We start from the raw sequence: 16,744 nt of genomic DNA, 5'->3' as shown, positions 1-16,744 counted from the left end.
TCGCGGGTTGTTTTTTTACTGGCTTAGCCCGGATAGATACCGCGATCTTTACGGGCCATCAGAATACGCTCACAGGCAACGATATAGGCTGCGGTGCGCAGAGAGCAGTCTTTCTCTTTGGCTTTTTCCCAAACGTGAATCATGGCTTCAGTCATGATTTTATCAGACCGTTTATTAATCTCGTCTTCACTCCAGAAGAAACTGGCCATATCCTGCACCCATTCGAAGTAACTGACCGTCACACCGCCGGCGTTACAGATAACGTCTGGGACCACAATCACGCCACGGTTTGCCAGCACATCGTCAGCATCGGGATAGGTAGGACCGTTGGCACCTTCAAGTACCAGTTTACAGCTCAGGGTCTCAGCGCGTTCACGGGTAATCTGACCCTCAAGGGCTGCCGGAATGAGAATATCCATTTCCGTGTGCCAGAAGGCCTCTTTATCAATGACTTGTGCGCCTTTGAAGCCAGCAATCTGTTTGTTTTCGGCCTGCCATTGCGTCAGTGCATCCATATCAATACCGTCGGCATTGAACAGGGTAGCGGTATGATCCTGAATCACCACGACGCGTGCGCCAGCCTGGCTGAACAGACGTGCCGCTTCACTGCCAACGTTACCGAAACCCTGAACGGCGACGCGCGCACCTTCAATCTCAATACCGGCACGGCGCGCCACTTCGCGACCTGTAACAAAAACGCCGCGACCGGTGGCTTTTTCGCGACCCAGCGATCCACCCAGGTGAATAGGTTTACCTGTCACGACGCCCGTCACGGTGGTGCCCAGATTCATGGAGTAGGTATCCATCATCCAGGCCATAACTTTACCGTTGGTACCGACATCGGGTGCCGGAATGTCTTTTTGTGGACCGATGATGATACCAATTTCGCTGGTATAGCGGCGGGTTAAACGCTCAAGCTCACCTTCAGACAATTTGAAGGGATCTACACGAATCCCGCCTTTAGCACCACCATAAGGCAGGTTCACAGCGGCACATTTGATGGTCATCCAGGCGGAGAGTGCCATGACTTCATTCAGGTCAACATCCGGATGATAGCGGATTCCGCCTTTGCCGGGGCCGCGTGACAGATTATGTTGAACACGGTAACCCTCGAAATGACGAATCGTACCGTCATCCATTTGCAAAGGAATATCAACGATTAAGGCACGTTTAGGATGACGTAACGTATCGATCCAGCGAGAGAGAGCGCCCAAATAAGGGGCAACGCGATCGATTTGTTGAAGGTAGGTAGACCAGGCGGATGTACTACTGTCAGACGCGTAAGATAACTTATCCATACAAAACCTTTCTTATCGACGTTATTTATTGTGTTGAGCCGTGGAAACAATACGCTTTTCAGCGCCTATATAATTTATCACTGCCAGAAAAAATATGATGTCGGCCCGGCACGCATTATCGCTATGCTATTTCGATTAACGCTGAACAAGAGTGAATAATAGTGCAGATAAACCGGGTAAAGTCCCCGTGCTGGTTGCATAAGAAATGCATAAAAGATGCATAAACTAAAAAATCAGCCATTTATCAGTTCTTTGAGAAGGTTCAAAAAGTTAATTAAATGTTAGAAATGGCATTGACTTTTTTGCACCAACGCGGTGCATTAATTCAGCTAATGCGAATGAAAATTTCATTTATGTGAAAACACAAAGGCAACATGAAATAGCCCCGGTGACGCATCAGGGGATATATTCGCAGCGGTTATTTCCCCTTTTCATACTGCATCTTTTATTTTCCCGCTTCGTTTCTGCCACCGAAAGGAGTGAGCGGTGAGTGTTTAACGCGCAGGAATGAGTGCTAATAAATGGTTCACGGCCTTGGACGCATTATTACGCCGCCAGGCAAAAGCGACATCCGTAAAGAGCGTATTCTCTGCAATGTCACGAAAGCAAATGTGAGGATTCTGTACGCAAATCATGGATTCAGGGATCAGCGCAATCCCGCAGCCCGCGCCGACCATCCCCAGCGAAGAGCTGATTTGCGGGGCCTGCTGGAAAGAGGAAGATGAAAAACCTGCCCGTAAACAGGCACTGACAATGAGCTCATACAAACTGGGCGAAACTTCACGTGGAAAAATAATCAACGTTTCGTCTGCCAACTCACTTAGCGCAATGGCCGTTTTATGTTTCAGATGATGGTCGGCAGGCAGTGCCAACACCATCCGCTCGGTCGAAATAACCCGCAAATTAAATGACCGACTGCTTTCACAGGGTAAACGAATAAACGCCGCGTCCAGTAATCCTTCCTGAAGATCCTGTATCAGCAAAGACATGTTTTCTTCGCGGGTCATTAATTCCAGTGCAGGATAGCGGGCTTTAAAGTGCCGAATGATTTCGAACACACGAGGATTAAACGCCACCGAACTCGCAAAACCTAATGACATTTTTCCGCTCATCCCACGGGCAACGCCTCTGGCTTTCTCCAGGGCATAATCGGCCAGCTGAACAATTTCAATCGCATCTGTCAGAAAAGTCTTTCCAGCCTCTGTCAGTTCCACACCACGTGTCAGCCGCTTCAACAGCGGGGTACCAATTTCATGCTCCAGGCGCTGAATTTGTTGACTCAGCGGCGGCTGCGAAATGCCCAGTAGTTCAGCCGCTCGGGTGAAGTGTTGAGTCTGTGCGACCGCAACAAAATAACGTAGATGGCGCAGTTCCATATTAAAAACGTCTCAAAGTTAACAGGTTTTGCTATTGGATTCTGTCGGCAAACGGGACCACCATAATGTTAACACGGCTTAACAGTTAACCCATGAGGCATCCAATGAGCAATTTTGTAACTGATTGTTCCTGCGAGGATCAACTTAAAGATACGGTGAACAAACTGCAAAAAAATATGCCAGAAAGTGTTATGTATCAAACCTCTTTGATGAGTGCACTTCTGAGCGGTGTTTACGAAGGTGAAACCCGAATTGCAGATTTACTGCGTAAGGGCGACTTTGGCCTGGGCACGTTCAACCAGCTCGACGGAGAATTGATTGCATTCGACAGCAATGTTTATCAGTTACGGGCGGATGGCAGCGCCCGTCCTGCCCATCCTGAGCAGAAAACGCCCTTTGCGGTTATGACCTTCTTCCAGCCTCAGCATAAACACACTTTCGAACGTGCTGTTCCACGTCATGAGCTGCACCAGTTAATTGACAGTGAAATCACCTCAGACAATCAGTTCTGTGCCTTACGTGTCAGCGGCCACTTTTCATCGGTACAAACCCGTACCGTTCCGTGTCAGTGCCGCCCATACCGCTCGATGCCAGAAGTGCTCGGCAATCAGCCCATCTTTGAATTTTCTCATCGCAGCGGTGAGCTTATCGGGTTCCGTACGCCACAGTACATGCAGGGCATTAACGTCGCCGGGTACCACGAACATTTTATCACCGACGACAGAACCGGAGGCGGTCACATTCTCGACTACGTGCTTGAAGAGGGCACGCTGACCTTTGGCGCCATCAGCAAGCTGGTCATTGACCTGCCGGAAAACAGTGATTTCCTGCACGCCAATTTGACGCCCGAAAACCTGGATGACGCTATCCGTTCTGTCGAAAGCTAATAACGAGGCCTGAATATGAAAACCCTCTCAGATACAACCCTCTGGACCTGCGGCGCCGACCTGGTTGTCGCGCAACTGGAAGCACAGGGCGTCAGCCATGTGTTTGGTATTCCGGGTGCAAAAATCGATAAAGTCTTTGATTCATTGCTGGATTCGTCTGTTCAGACCATTCCCGTGCGGCATGAAGCCAATGCTGCGTTTATGGCCGCTGCGGTGGGCAGACTGACCGGAAAAGCAGGGGTGGCGCTGGTCACCTCCGGTCCTGGTTGCTCCAATCTGGTGACCGGTATGGCGACCGCGACCAGCGAAGGCGATCCGGTTGTGGCGCTGGGGGGCGCCGTCAAACGCTCTGACAGCGCCAAGCAGGTCCACCAAAGCCTGGATACCGTCTCTATGTTCCGCCCGGTTACAAAATATGCGGTAGAGGTGACCGATCCCTCCGCCCTGGCTGAATGCGTGTCAAATGCCTTTCGCCATGCGGAGCATGGTCGCGGAGGCGGTGCGTTTGTCAGCCTGCCACAGGATATTGTCGACCAGCCGGTGACGGGCAAAGTCCTGGCCAGCAAAGGCGGTATCACCCTGGGGGCGGCACCCGACGTCATGATTGATGCGGTCAGTCGTGAAATAGCCAAAGCAAAAAATCCGGTGATTCTGCTTGGCCTGATGGCAAGCCAGCCTGAGAACAGCGAGGCCATTCACGATCTGTTAAACCGCAGCCATATCCCTGTTACCAGCACCTATCAGGCAGCAGGCGCGATACGTCAGGAGCACTTTTCCCGTTTTGCTGGCCGCGTGGGTCTTTTCAATAACCAGGCCGGTGACAAACTACTCCAGCAGGCGGATCTGATTATCACGATTGGCTACAGCCCGGTTGAGTACGAACCGGCGATGTGGAATACCGGTAATGCGACGTTAATTCATATTGATGTCGTCCCGGCGGAAACCGACAACCGCTATTTACCTGATGCTGAGTTAGTGGGGAATATCGCGGCAACGGTGGGCAAGCTGGCGACACGGATAACCTCACCCTTACAACTTAGTCAGCAGGCTGCCAGCATACTGGACGATCGCCAACAACAGCGACAGTTACTGGCGCTTCAGGGGGCCAGTCTGAATCAGTTTGCACTTCATCCCCTGCGTATTGTCCGGGCGATGCAGGACATCATCAACAGTGACGTCAGTCTTACCGTGGACATGGGCAGTTTTCATATCTGGATTGCCCGCTACCTCTACAGCTTCCGTGCGCGTCAAATCATGATTTCTAACGGACAACAAACCATGGGCGTTGCGCTGCCTTGGGCTATCGGTGCCTGGCTCGTCGATCCATCACGTAAAGTGGTGTCGGTATCAGGGGATGGCGGTTTTCTCCAGTCCAGTATGGAGCTGGAAACGGCGGTCAGGCTCAACGCCAATATCCTGCACATTATCTGGGTCGACAATGCCTACAACATGGTGGCGATGCAGGAAGAGAAAAAATATCAACGTGTGTCCGGTGTCAATTTTGGGCCCATTGATTTTAAAGCCTATGCCGAGGCGTTTGGCGCCGCGGGGTTTGCGGTGACCAGCGCAGCTGAACTTGAGCCGACACTGCGTAAAGCAATGGATGTGCAGGGGCCGGCGGTTGTGGCTGTACCGGTGGATTATGCGGATAACCCCCTTTTGATGGGACAACTCCATCTGAGTCAGCTTCTTTAATCACGAAGGAACGGAGGACATGATGATGAAAAATCGAGTGGCGCTGGTAACAGGTGCGGGCCAGGGCATTGGTGAGGCCATTGCGTTACGCCTGGCGAAAGATGGCTTTGCCGTTGCGGTAGCGGATTTTAATTTTGATACCGCTTCTCAGGTCGCGGAAAAAATTAAAAAAGCGCAGGGCAGTGCATTAGCCATCAAGGTTGATGTATCAAAGCGTGATCAGGTTTTTCACGCGGTTGAGCAGGCACGTGAAGTGCTGGGCGACTTTAATGTCATTGTCAATAATGCCGGGATTGCGCCGTCCACGCCTGTTCAGGACATTACGGAAGACATCATTGATAAAGTCTACAACGTCAACGTGAAAGGCGTGATTTGGGGTATGCAGGCCGCGGTTGAAGCCTTTGCAGCGGAGGGGCACGGCGGAAAGATCATTAATGCCTGCTCCCAGGCTGGCCACGTCGGAAATCCTGAACTGGCGATATACAGTTCGAGTAAGTTTGCCGTGCGCGGTCTGACCCAAACGGCAGCCCGGGATCTCGCCCCGGCGGGCATTACCGTAAACGGTTTTTGTCCGGGCATTGTCAAAACCCCCATGTGGGCAGAAATTGATCGGCAAATTTCCGAAGCCGCAGGTCAGCCTGCAGGTTATGGTACCGAGGCCTTCGCCAAAAGAATCACACTGGGCCGTTTATCCGAGCCCGACGATGTGGCCGCCTGTGTAGCCTTCCTCGCAGGACCGGACTCGGATTATATTACCGGCCAGTCTATCCTGGTTGATGGCGGAATGGTCTTTAGCTGATCGCGATCAGGCCTGGCACGCTTGTGCCAGGCGACCTCTGTTCAGCCAGGCCGTTTCTCGTTACCCTTCGCATTGCTTACTGACAAAATTCAGAGCATGCCGAGCGCCTGCGGGCTTCCATCATGCTCTGAAATCGCTAAAATAACGTGCTCATTTGTCAGGGAGTCACACAGCCACAATGCGTTATCGTTATCTGTTTGCCGCACTCGCGGTCGCCACTGCCTTGTCAGGCTGCGCCAAAAAGCAGCCTGCCGCCAATCCTGCTGACGCCTTTGCCGAAGGACAAACGCAGATTGATGTCTCTCATGTGATTACGCGTGCTGACGACGGTTCCCATATTTACCTGACCGTGGATGGTAAAGATGCTGGCGAATTGCCGAATGGCGAAAGTAAAGTCCTGCATGTCCCGGCGGGTAAACATGAAGTCGGCGGTTACGTCCGTACCTTATTTGGTCTGGGACGCGTAACCATTGATCCCCTTGAGGTGACAACGTCACCTAACGACGTGAAAAAAGTGGCCTACACGGTGACGCGCAATAAAGCGACCTTTGTTGAGCAGCCTAAATCAAACGACGCTGCGCAGGAACAAGGTTAAGGCATCAGGCGGGAGGGTCAGTCCGATGTGACTGACCTGAATTGTCGGCGTGAACAGCCTTGCCGGAACTAAAATGCCCAGGTAGTGGAAAAGTCAGGACTGCTGTTTACGGCCTGAAGGTGAACGGTTCAGACAATATGGTGCTGTTCTTTTCTGTCTCACCCGACGCGAGAAGGTGCGTCAGGTGGATCTCAGACATGTTTCACGGAAATTGCCTACAGGCCCAGATCACTGAGTGAAGGATGGTCGTCCGGTCGGCGGCCCTGAGGCCAGTGAAACAAACGCTGACTCTCGGCAATCGCCACATCGTTTATGCTGGCGTGGCGCCTGACCATGAAGCCATTCTCGTCAAATTCCCAGTTTTCATTGCCATAAGAACGAAACCAGTTTGCCGCGCTGTCATGCCATTCATAGGCAAACCGAACCGCAATGCGGTTTGAGTGAAAACTCCACAGCTCTTTTATCAGCCGATACTCGGCTTCTCGCTGCCATTTCTCGCGCAAAAACGCCACGATTTCGCTACGTCCGCTCAGGAAGATATCGCGATTTCGCCAGACGCTGTCAGGCGAGTAAGCCAGTGAAACGCGTTCGGGGTCGCGGCTGTTCCAGGCATCTTCGGCCAGACGCACTTTCGTTATGGCCTGTTGTACATCGGTAAACGGTGGTAAAGGCTGGCGTGGGGCTTCCATACTGTCTCCTGAAATAGCGGCACTCTGGATAAGCGCGCCGCCTGGCTGTGATAAACAGACTGTTAAACAGACAAAACCACGTGCGTTTACAGTGAAATGGCGTGAATTTGACGGACTGCGCGTGCCGCTTCTTTGCCTTTTTTCACAAAATGCTCGGTGTAGAAGCGAATGAATTCATCGGCAGGCTGAAAATTATGTGGTGTCAGTGAGACGGAAAACACGGGCACGTTGGTCGCCAGTTGTGCCTGCATGAGTCCGTTCACGACGGCCTGAGCGACAAAATCGTGGCGGTAAATGCCACCATCCACGACCAGAGCCGCACAGACGATTGCATCGAACTTACCAGTTTGTGCCAGGCGTTGTGCCAGTAACGGCATTTCGAAGGCGCCAGGCACATCCCAGGTTTTGATTTCACAGGGCGTGCTGCTGTTGTCCATTTCCTGCTGAAATCCAGCCAGGGTTTGAGAAACAATCTCGCTGTGCCAGTTTGCCTTGATAAAGGCGACTCTTAACGGTTGCATAACTTACTCCAGTCAACGTGACATCCGGTTCCTGAGAGATCGGCAGACGCGCTCATCTTCCCGAATGACTATAAATTCTCTGATGCGTACCATTGCCAGTCACACATCATAAAGACATCGATCACGCTGCCGGACAGCAGTATCCGGCTGAATTCAGTGATGAATAGCGGACAGTATAAACCGATGTAAACCCCGTGCGCTTACCTTTCACTCGCTTTTGCGGTCTTCCGCGTGTGCCCTGGGTTCCCTGGCAAGGTGAAAAGCACAGGGCCATGCTTTGCGTGCCTCCGGTATCGCGATCGCTGTTCGATTGTGTAACGCATTCCATTTATGATGTTGCTTAAAAATAATACTGGATATTTAAACAGGTAATTGTATAATTATTCCACTGCCCGCTGGGTGTTGTCTGGAATGATTAGGGGGTAAAGCCCATGATGATGTCGACAGAAACTTTCAACGCAACGGATCATGCCATCACAATGAGTAGCCGGGAAATTGCTCAAATGACCGGAAATACACATGGTGAAGTTAAACGGTTAATCAAAAGCCTTGAAACGGCACAGCGCCTGTCCCAGCCACTTTTGGTCAATCTCTATGAACACCAGGGCGAAATGCGCCAGGAATATCACCTGAATAAACGCGATTCCCTTCTGGCGGTGGCCCGGCTTTCGCCTGGCTTTACCGCGGAAGCGCTTGATCGCTGGCAGGCGCGTGAAGAACGCATTCATCTCCCTGATTTCACGAATCCCGCCGAGGCGGCCCGCGCCTGGGCGGAGCAGTTTGAACAGCGCCGTGCTGCAGAAAAGCAACTGGCCGAATCTGCGCCAAAAGCCGCCTTTTTCGACGATTTCGTGAATGTGGACACCGCGCTCGGTTTTCGTCAGCTGTGTAAAATGCTGAAAGTGAAAGAAACGGATTTTCGTCAGTTTCTGCTTGACCGCAATATCATGTACCGTGAAAAGGGCGCACTGACACCACAGCATTACCATCTGCAGGCGGGTTACTTTACCCTGCACGCAGGAACGGCAGAAAATCAGCATACCTTCTCACAGGCGCGGTTTACCACGAAAGGGGTCCGGTGGATTGCCAGCTTATGGGCCGGGCATCTGTCCGCACAAACCAAAGGCGCTGCCGCCTGACGGCACGTTATGCCTGGAACAGGCCGCCTGCTGCGCGACTTGCCCCAGGCTAGCGGATTTACCAACCTTTAATGGCATCGCCTTTATAAACGTCTTCTGCTTTTGCTGCGACCTCAGGAGACTGAAATGCAGCTTTCAGCTTTTGAATCTTATCGCTGTCTTTATTGTCCTGACGTGAAACCAGGGCGTTAACGTACGGCGAAGAGGCGCTTTCCATAAACAAACCATCGCGATGAGCAGATAACCCCGCCTGCGCAGAGAAGTTGGTATTAATAATGGAAAGGGTGACGTTTGGGTCGTCCAGCGTGCGGGTAAGCTGTGGTGTATCCACTTCGACCAGCTTCAGATGTTTGGGATTATCGGTAATATCCAGCGATGTTGGTAAATAACCCACACCGTCTTTTAGCTTAATCAGCCCCTGAGCCTGTAATAGCAGCAGGCTGCGTCCAAGCGTGGTGGCTTCATTTGATATCGTAATGGTATCGCCATCCTTCAGCTCACTGATATTTTTAATTTTGTGCGAATAGGCAGCGATAGGGAAAACAAACGTTTTGCCCACAACGGCAAATTTATAGCCGCGCTCCTTTGACTGCTCTTCAAGGTAAGGCAGGCTTTGAAAGGCGTTCGCATCCACTTCTTTATTATTCAGTGCTTCATTGGGCAAAACATAATCATTGAAGTTCAGCACTTCAACATCCAGCTGATACTTATCTTTGGCTACTTTCTGTACTTCTTTCCAGATAGCTTCATCAGGACCCGTATTAATAGCCACTTTCACTTTATGATCGTTATCAGGCGAGCAGGCGGACAATAATAATACGGAACTGGCGATTAGCGCCGTCAATAAACCTTTCATGTGTAGGGATTCCCGTCAGTATTTGATGCCGAAAGCCTAATACAAATTCACGGTATTGCGTACTTACGCGTCGCTATAAGATATAACCATCATGCTCTGATTGGGATAAAAAAACATCAGCGCTGTTATCGCTGTCTCTGCCGCCTTTCAATTGCTGATATTAAGTGTGCTGGCGAATTATCAGCTATTTTTAAACAAGTCACTCAGCCCGGCCCGGGGCGTCATTAACAGGAGAAACGATGTCAGGTGAAAACAGCGATAACGCATCAGCATCAGAAATTAAGGCGGTAACGCTGCTCAAAAGTTGCCAGGCATGGAATGGCCAACATATTGACGCTTATCCGCAGGGCCAACCCGAACTGACAGTCATACGCTTAACCCTTCCGGCGCAAACCGCCTTGCCCTGGCATACTCATCCGATGCCCAATGCAGCATTTGTCCTTTCAGGGACGTTAGTGGTGGAGGATAAAGAAACGGGTGAGCAGCAAACTTTTCAGGCTGGTGAAGCGTTGAATGAAACCATCAACAGTGCGCATCGTGGTTTTACGCTGGAAAGTCCTGCTGAGCTGATTATCACGTACGCGGGTGTGAAAGGGCAGGAACTGACCGAACCGCTACCCGGCGAGCCGGAAGAGTTTTAGATCGCTATGCGGGCAAAGCCCGTGACGTAATGTGAATAAAAAAGGGGAAGGGCTCACGTCATTTCACCGGAATAAGCGCGACAGCCGTGGTTAAACCAGCCGGTAAACGCGGGTTTAACCACGCGGCGAATCAGGCTTTAAGTGAAGCGCCTCCACATATCACCAGCTCCTGACCTGTGATGGGAGCAGCGCGTTCACTGAGTAAATAACTCACCAGTGAAGCCACTTCTTCTGGCTGAATCAGGCGTCCCATTGGCGGCAGGATGGGGGCGGATGAGGCCCGTTCAGGTTTGGTCAGCATCGGCGTTTCGGTTGCGCCGGGAGCGACAACATTCACCGTAATCTGCCGAGGAGCCAGTTCCATTCCCCATGAGCGGACCATGCCAACCAGCGCCGCTTTGGTTGCCGCATACTGCGAGCGATTGGCGGCACCGCGCGAGGTACGACTGCCGATAACGACGATCCTGCTGCCTGGCTTAAGCGTTGGCGCAAAGTGATTGATCAGCACTTCGGCTGCGTGAACGTGCAACGACCACAAGCGTTTGCTGGCCGCTCCGTCCAGTTCGCCCAGCGGGGCGGCGACGATCATTCCTGCGGTGTGAATCAGCGCATCCGGCGTATCAAGCCCGCTGATTGCCGACCTGAGTTGATCGGCATCAGTGAGATCAACGGCGATGCCGTTGAGGTTGGGTAAGGCTGCCTCGCCCTGCGTCCGGCTCAGCCCCGTAACTTTCCAGCCCTTTTGCAATAAATCCTGAGTAATCGCTTTGCCGATGCCAGAACTGTAGCCTGTAACGATAGCGTGACGCATCTCAACCTCCTGACATCGATTTCGGTACCTTAAAGACGGCTTTACGAACGGCTACTGGCGCGCCTGCGGCACACAGGGCCTGATGGGGTTCACCGGGCAAAAAGACCGCAAAGTCTCCCTTACGCAAAGTGATGTTAACCGGTAATGGTTCTGGCTGCGCGACATACAAATCGGGTTTGCGCTCTTCATCTCCGGCCCTGGCAATGGACTGGGTGCCAGCATAAATGACCTCTTCACCCTCCAGCATCACCTGAATGTCAGTCCAAAGATGGTGGTATTCCGTATGACGCAGCGTGGCGTCCTGGGTGGTGGCCTGTTGGATCGTGCAAAACCACGCTGCATTTTCCGGCTGCCATCTACCGATATCCCTTGCGGCCAGTGCTTCAAGAGAACAGTCGGGTAACCGGAGCAGAGCCAGTAAGGATTCGGGTAACCCTGCCAGCGGCAGGGCGTTCAGATTGCCGATAATCATCTGCTTACTCCTTCACCCAGTCGGGTGTGACGCGCGCATATTTAATCGCCTGGCGGAAATAGGTATACGCGATATGTAAGGTACCCTGTGCATCCTGTTTAATGCTCGGGTAGGAAAACTCACGGTTCAGTTTTTCCTGAGAATTGTTTGTCATACAGTAACCGTCACCTTCATCCAGGTTTTTCTGCCACGGCCAGGTTTTGCCGCCATCGGCGGAAATTGCGACAGTCATTGGGGCGCGTGGCGCCCCCCAGAAAGCGCTTCGTCCGGTTGCTTCTGGCTCCTTTCTGCCGTCACCGTCATCGATCTCATCATAGAGTGACGCGCGACGTTCCGTTGCCCCGGCTGCACTCATGCTATTAAACACCAGCGCCAGTTCGCCACTTTGCAGCGTCGTCACCTGAATTGACGAATTGTTGTTAGGTAACACCGTGGCTTCAGGCGCTGACCAGCTCTCACCACCATCGGTGGAGCGGCTGAGATAGATATTGTCTGCCCAACGGCTGCGGTAAAGGGCAACCAGCGAACCATCCTGCAGGGCAGTGATATTCATATGCACGCACCCCAGGCTTTCCGGCACAACCACATCCCGCCAGCTTTGACCCTGGTCGGATGAAATCTTCACCGCACTGATATCGTCGTTACCCACCCACTTTTCACCCGGCTGTGTGCGGCAGTAAAACACCGGGAGTAACCAGTTGCCGTTTTCCAGCACGGTGATGGGCTGACGAATAAAGGTGCCAGGTTTATCCAGTAACGTGTCAATGGGCCCCCAGGTTTTACCCAGATCGCCAGACTGGCGGTAGCGGACAATCGCCGTATCCTGATTACCGGACAGCTGTGCGGTCCACAACAGCCACAGCACGTTGTCGGGCGCGAGGAACAGAACGGGATTCTGCTCAGAACGGGTTGGATCGTCAGACAGTTTTACCGCCTCACTCCAGATATGGCTGCCTGCAGGTAAGCGCGAGCACCAGACAGAGATATCGGCTATGCCTTCCTGTGTGCCGCCAAACCAGACGCAGAGCAGGGAACCATCGTGCAGCGGTAAAATATTGGCGGCGTGGTTCTGTGGGCATGACGAAGGCAGCATTGCGGTCAGTACGCGGTCATCTTTTTCCCATGGCGTCAGGATGCCATCGCGCGTTACGGTTACAGTCATTTTATTCTCCTTTTCCTGCGGCAGCTCTGGCGTGTTCAGCCGCTGCGGTTCTGGCTTTGCTGGGGATCATATGGTCAATCGCCATGATCAATGCGGGCGTCAGTAGCGCGATATACATGTTATTAATACCGAACGGATCGCCTGCCAGATACCAGACTGAGGTCACGACACACGCACCAATCAGGCCGGCATTGGCACCGCGAGTACTTCTGTAGAACGGGGCATAGAAGGCAATGACCGCGACAACGGTAATAGACAGGCGAATCGCTCGGGTAAAAAAGGACAGTTTCAGAACTTCAGGGACAAACAGGACAAAGATCAGCGGCAGAAAGCCAATCAGCAGCGACAACCAGCGCGTGGTTTTAAATTCCTGCTCTGTCGTGGGTTTGAAATAAGGCACATAGAAATCCTTCACCACCAGCGACGCGATAGCCAGGGCAACGGTACTGACGCTGACAAATATAGAGGCAACCAGTGAGGTCGTTACCAGACCAGCCAGCCAGGGATTCATATCCTGCAGAAACACCGGCAATGCATACAGGCTGTCAATATTGGGGTGGAGATATTTGGCTGCCACACCGATAACGGCAATCGCCAACGCAATCGGCATACAGAACAGAAAGGCAATCCAGGTCGAGCGCTGCGCCGACTTCACACTTCTGGTCGACGAGATAGCCTGAATGACAAACTGGGTGCAGAAGATCGAGCCAATCGTCCCGATAAGCCAGGCGACAATGGTTGACGCGCCGATATTACCGTCCCAGGTCCAGTAATAAGCGGGCATTTCATTGATCATAGGCTTGAGGCCACCCGTTTGTGACAATGCAAACCAAAGAATAGCCAGGATACCAAAATATTTCAGCGCGCTGTGTAGCATGGTGACCCAGGCGATTCCTTTTAAACCGCCGAAGGCAAAATAGAACGTACTGACTACAGCCGTAATAAAAGCGGCAACCGGCAATGTCACGTGTAATACAGTGGCGATTGCCGCCGCACCACTGACATAATTTCCCACATTGACCAAAAGCAGGGCATAAATCATGATCAGTGAAATAATATTTTTGGTGCTGTTACCGTACTTTTCAGCAATCGCACCCGAGATGGTAATTTTACCCGTATTATAAATGCGTTTTACCAGAATCATGCCAAAAAGGGGAAAGCCAATAGCGGCGCCAATGACTGACCAGGACGCGGCAATCCCACCTTCAAAGGCGGCCTGAGCCGTGCCGATAGTCGATTTTGCACCGATATATTCTGACATCAGCAGAATACCTACAATAAAGGCTGGCATGGCTCTTGAGCCTTCCATAAAATCGCCCGAGTTTTTACTACGTAACCGGAATGTCAGCCAGGTGGTAAAAAGAATATATGCCAATACAATGCCGATAATTATCAGGGTGTCCTGAGCGTTGAATGTTTTCATTATAGCCTCAGATAGAGCAAGATAAATTCGGGGAGCGCTTTATGCTCCCGGTATTTAAAATTTATAAATTCTTATTATCATTTCAGGTACAGGTTAATGATTCTGCGAATTTCCTCTTTCTGCGCAGCGTCAAAATGAATGGCATAACGGCTCTCGCCCACGTTATGGCCTAAAATTTGTAGCGCTTTTTTTACTGCTGCAGGTGAAAAGGCGACCTTATAAAGATCGGTGCGTAACCCTGTGACCTGTTCCTGCGCCTGACGTGATCCGTCAATATCGCCGGCATGAAAGCGTGACCAGATCGCATTTATCTGGTGCGGTGCAACGTTAGCCAGACCTGATATACAGGCAGAGCACCCTTCAACAAAGCCTTGATGGATAAGTGAATCGGGGCCGTTAAGCACGTCAAAGTTATCGCATTCTTTTACCGCGTCCAGATAGTCGCGCAGGCTTTCATAACTTCCGGCACTGTCTTTTACACCAATGATATTGGGATGGGCAGCAAGGGTGCGGGCGGTTTCTGGTTCAATCGTATTGCCTGTTCTGGCCGGAATGTTGTACAGAAAAACCGGTACGGAAAGGCCATCCGCAACTGCCGTGTAATGGTTAATCAGTTCGCGTTGATTTAACGGCACAAAATAGGGCGTGATTACTGAAACCGCATCCACGCCCAGCTTTTCAATTTGTTTACCCAGGCGAAGGGTGTCCCGGGTCGAGATCTCACCAATATGGGCAACAACCTTTGCCCGCCCCGACACTTCGTTAACACAGGTTTCTGTAACAGTAAGCTTTTCTTTTTCGTTGAGAACAAAGAACTCACCATTTGTGCCGCCGCAAAAAATACCGTTACCGGCATTGAGTTGTCGGGTAACCTGGCGTTTCAGTTCATCAAGATAAAGATCACCTTCCTGAGTAAAAGGCGTCACAATCGCTGTAAGTACACCTTCTATTTTTTTCATCTTTACCCACTCCTTTCGGCGGTTAAATTTTAGGGAACAGGGTCCGGTAAATATCAGCCACATCCTGATGACTTACAGCGCAGGGTGAATTGTTCATTAAACGCTTCACATTGAGTGCAGATTCGCTCAGCGCATCAATATCACCTGACGGCACACCTAATGTTTCCAGGTTATCCGGCAGATTGAGCCGTTTAACTAATTTGGCGAGATAGTCGACCAGCGCGTGCGATTTTTCTTCCGGGGTCAATGTGATATCGGCGCCCGGAATCAGGTCCCAGACAGTGGCAAATTTGTCGATGGCAAACGGGCGCACCACTTTCATACAGGGTGCCAGCAGAATGGCATTGGCGACGCCGTGAGGCAGGTGATAAGTGCCTCCCAGAGGATACGAAAGCGCATGAACAAGATGGGTGCCGGCGTGCGCGATTGCCGCGCCGCCATAATAAGAAGCCCATAGCATTTCCAGCTTCGCGTTCAGGTTATGCGGTTCAGTGACGGATGTTTCCAGATTCCGGAACAGCTTATGCAGGCCCATCAGCGCAACGTTGTCACCCATAGGGTTCGAAATGGTGGCGGTATAACATTCCAGTAAATGGCACAGTGCATCAATGCCCGTTGATGAGGCGATATGCGCAGGCATGCTGGTGGTCAGTTCTGGAATTAACGCGACATAGTCCGGCAGCATCACAGGGGAAATGATGCCTGATTTGGTGTTTTTTTCAGGGATAGCCAGAATAGCATTGGGCGTTGCTTCCGAACCCGTTCCCGCCGTCGAGGGAATAAGCAGTGAGGGTAAACGGGCTGTAATTTTCCCGCCATCAAGCAGCGCCTTAAGGGAGGGTGACGCAACGTGACATAACACAGAAAGCAGCTTCGCCACATCCAGTACGCTTCCACCGCCAATGCCCACCACTAAATCAAACGTTTTACCTGCTGTACGCGACAGCACTGCTTCAACATCGGTATGCGTGGGTTCTGCCGGAACATCATCGATCAGTTTAACGTGACGGCCATCCTGACTGAGCAATGTCATGATTTGCGTGGTCGCGGGCAAATTTACAATGTTCTTGTCTGTTAAAACCAGCAGGTGTTGTTTGTCCGCGACGACCGGCGTCAGTGCCTTTATCGCGTCGGAACCGCTCAATATTGTGCTGTTAATTAATGCCACGTCTGTCTCCCCATAAATGACTGAAATTCTTCATTCCGCTTAACTTCGCTCACTCACTGGCTAAATTTATAAATAAAATGGCGCTTTATTAAATTGATCTTGCTCACATATAATCGAATGTGATTGAATATAATCATTAAGGTGAGGGGTAAAACTGATGAGGTGCGTTGTGGCTCTGATCTTCAGGCGCTTTTGACGACATGGGGCGACAAAACAAGAGGGCCATATCTCTGACCGTTGACCGGATGAGTGA

At 51.5% G+C, this 16,744-nt stretch carries 17 protein-coding genes; 6 read left to right on the top strand and 11 right to left on the bottom strand.

Annotation, left to right across the window (positions count from 1 at the left end; translation table 11 throughout):
- Positions 1 to 23 precede the first annotated feature (23 nt).
- Positions 24 to 1,298, bottom strand: coding sequence for a Glu/Leu/Phe/Val dehydrogenase (locus C7434_RS18110; protein WP_133745746.1), 1,275 nt, complete (start codon positions 1,296 to 1,298; stop codon positions 24 to 26).
- Positions 1,299 to 1,792: 494 nt separating this feature from the next.
- Positions 1,793 to 2,674: a LysR family transcriptional regulator gene (locus C7434_RS18105; RefSeq protein WP_033742412.1), complete on the bottom strand. Its 882-nt coding sequence runs from the start codon at positions 2,672 to 2,674 to the stop codon at positions 1,793 to 1,795.
- Positions 2,675 to 2,778: 104 nt separating this feature from the next.
- Here C7434_RS18105 and budA point away from each other — a divergent pair, with 104 nt between their 5' ends.
- The 4 genes from budA (at position 2,779) to C7434_RS18085 (ending at position 6,650) form a co-directional block, all read left to right on the top strand.
- The gene (gene budA, locus C7434_RS18100) at positions 2,779 to 3,561 is read left to right on the top strand and encodes an acetolactate decarboxylase (RefSeq protein WP_033742414.1); all 783 of its coding nucleotides are present in this window, start codon (positions 2,779 to 2,781) and stop codon (positions 3,559 to 3,561) included.
- 15 nt (positions 3,562 to 3,576) lie between these two features.
- Positions 3,577 to 5,256, top strand: coding sequence for an acetolactate synthase AlsS (gene alsS, locus C7434_RS18095; protein ID WP_033742415.1), 1,680 nt, complete (start codon positions 3,577 to 3,579; stop codon positions 5,254 to 5,256).
- 25 nt (positions 5,257 to 5,281) lie between these two features.
- Positions 5,282 to 6,055 (top strand): (S)-acetoin forming diacetyl reductase, encoded by a 774-nt coding sequence (locus C7434_RS18090; protein ID WP_033742618.1) that lies wholly within the window; start codon positions 5,282 to 5,284, stop codon positions 6,053 to 6,055.
- A gap of 178 nt (positions 6,056 to 6,233) precedes the next feature.
- On the top strand, positions 6,234 to 6,650 hold the full coding sequence (locus C7434_RS18085) for a hypothetical protein (protein ID WP_006121976.1): 417 nt from the start codon (positions 6,234 to 6,236) through the stop codon (positions 6,648 to 6,650).
- 215 nt (positions 6,651 to 6,865) lie between these two features.
- Here the strand turns inward: C7434_RS18085 and C7434_RS18080 are convergent, their stop codons facing one another.
- The gene (locus C7434_RS18080; RefSeq protein ID WP_033742417.1) at positions 6,866 to 7,339 is read right to left on the bottom strand and encodes a nuclear transport factor 2 family protein; all 474 of its coding nucleotides are present in this window, start codon (positions 7,337 to 7,339) and stop codon (positions 6,866 to 6,868) included.
- An 86-nt stretch (positions 7,340 to 7,425) separates the two neighbouring features.
- Positions 7,426 to 7,860: a 6,7-dimethyl-8-ribityllumazine synthase gene (locus C7434_RS18075; RefSeq protein ID WP_006121974.1), complete on the bottom strand. Its 435-nt coding sequence runs from the start codon at positions 7,858 to 7,860 to the stop codon at positions 7,426 to 7,428.
- A 431-nt stretch (positions 7,861 to 8,291) separates the two neighbouring features.
- Here C7434_RS18075 and C7434_RS18070 point away from each other — a divergent pair, with 431 nt between their 5' ends.
- Positions 8,292 to 8,999 (top strand): phage antirepressor KilAC domain-containing protein, encoded by a 708-nt coding sequence (locus C7434_RS18070; RefSeq protein WP_033742419.1) that lies wholly within the window; start codon positions 8,292 to 8,294, stop codon positions 8,997 to 8,999.
- A gap of 58 nt (positions 9,000 to 9,057) precedes the next feature.
- Here C7434_RS18070 and C7434_RS18065 read toward each other — a convergent pair whose 3' ends face one another.
- Positions 9,058 to 9,855, bottom strand: a complete 798-nt coding sequence (locus C7434_RS18065) for a MetQ/NlpA family ABC transporter substrate-binding protein (protein WP_033742422.1) — start codon at positions 9,853 to 9,855, stop codon at positions 9,058 to 9,060.
- A 239-nt stretch (positions 9,856 to 10,094) separates the two neighbouring features.
- On the opposite strand from C7434_RS18065, the gene C7434_RS18060 reads away from it, so the two are divergent.
- Entirely contained in the window at positions 10,095 to 10,496 is a 402-nt protein-coding gene (locus C7434_RS18060; RefSeq protein ID WP_006121972.1) for a cupin domain-containing protein, read from the top strand.
- 130 nt (positions 10,497 to 10,626) lie between these two features.
- Here the strand turns inward: C7434_RS18060 and C7434_RS18055 are convergent, their stop codons facing one another.
- The 6 genes from C7434_RS18055 to C7434_RS18030 form a co-directional block, all read right to left on the bottom strand.
- Positions 10,627 to 11,307: an SDR family oxidoreductase gene (locus C7434_RS18055; protein WP_133745745.1), complete on the bottom strand. Its 681-nt coding sequence runs from the start codon at positions 11,305 to 11,307 to the stop codon at positions 10,627 to 10,629.
- A gap of 1 nt (position 11,308) precedes the next feature.
- Positions 11,309 to 11,779 carry a YhcH/YjgK/YiaL family protein gene (locus C7434_RS18050; RefSeq protein WP_033742426.1) on the bottom strand — a complete coding sequence of 157 codons (471 nt, stop codon included), beginning with the start codon at positions 11,777 to 11,779 and terminating at the stop codon, positions 11,309 to 11,311.
- Positions 11,780 to 11,783: 4 nt separating this feature from the next.
- Positions 11,784 to 12,941 carry an exo-alpha-sialidase gene (locus C7434_RS18045; RefSeq protein WP_006121968.1) on the bottom strand — a complete coding sequence of 386 codons (1,158 nt, stop codon included), beginning with the start codon at positions 12,939 to 12,941 and terminating at the stop codon, positions 11,784 to 11,786.
- Between the two features lies 1 nt (position 12,942).
- The gene (locus C7434_RS18040) at positions 12,943 to 14,364 is read right to left on the bottom strand and encodes a sodium:solute symporter family protein (RefSeq protein ID WP_006121967.1); all 1,422 of its coding nucleotides are present in this window, start codon (positions 14,362 to 14,364) and stop codon (positions 12,943 to 12,945) included.
- A gap of 77 nt (positions 14,365 to 14,441) precedes the next feature.
- A complete protein-coding gene (locus tag C7434_RS18035; protein ID WP_033742431.1) occupies positions 14,442 to 15,323 on the bottom strand; it encodes a dihydrodipicolinate synthase family protein in 882 nt (293 codons plus the stop codon).
- A gap of 22 nt (positions 15,324 to 15,345) precedes the next feature.
- Positions 15,346 to 16,491, bottom strand: coding sequence for an iron-containing alcohol dehydrogenase (locus C7434_RS18030; protein WP_033742434.1), 1,146 nt, complete (start codon positions 16,489 to 16,491; stop codon positions 15,346 to 15,348).
- Positions 16,492 to 16,744 lie beyond the last annotated feature (253 nt).

Origin of the sequence: Pantoea sp. PNA 14-12 (assembly GCF_004364735.1) — a bacterium.
GTDB lineage: Bacteria > Pseudomonadota > Gammaproteobacteria > Enterobacterales > Enterobacteriaceae > Pantoea > Pantoea stewartii.
The sequence above is the reverse complement of the archived record's forward strand: the minus strand, read 5'-3'. Positions and strand labels throughout refer to the sequence as shown.